The organism is Vibrio sp. 10N.222.52.B7 (assembly GCF_041474275.1).
GTDB classification, from domain to species: Bacteria; Pseudomonadota; Gammaproteobacteria; order Enterobacterales; family Vibrionaceae; genus Vibrio; species Vibrio crassostreae_C.
The window spans coordinates 1-312 of sequence record NZ_JBFRTU010000622.1 but is presented as its reverse complement, the minus strand read 5'-3'; the positions used below and the strand labels follow the sequence as shown (position 1 = coordinate 312).

General features: G+C 42.6%; 1 protein-coding gene. It reads right to left on the bottom strand.

The features are described from left to right. A partial coding sequence (locus AB4512_RS24505) for an MSHA biogenesis protein MshF (protein WP_372176081.1) occupies positions 1-312 on the bottom strand: 312 nt, incomplete at both ends.

The following is a 312-nucleotide window of genomic DNA, read 5'->3' as shown; positions in this document are numbered from 1 at the left end:
CTATAATGATAACGACAATGAAACTGTATGTTATCACTTTTATCTTCAACACTCGGTGAACTGAGCCCTAAAATGCTCTCTTGAGGGTATAATTCTTCAAGCCAATAATGACAGTCACGCTCATCTCCTTGAGTCGGCATTATCCAGCCTGTTCGGCTATAACTTTTAGGATGTTCCGAGCCATTGCCTTGCTCAGCACCCGATAACAAATACTGTTGTTTGAACAGGTTTGCTTGCTCTAAAATTCGCTTGCTCGCGACGATCAATGCCGTATTAGTCGCTTCTTCTTCTACCGTTTTAAAGGCAGAGAGC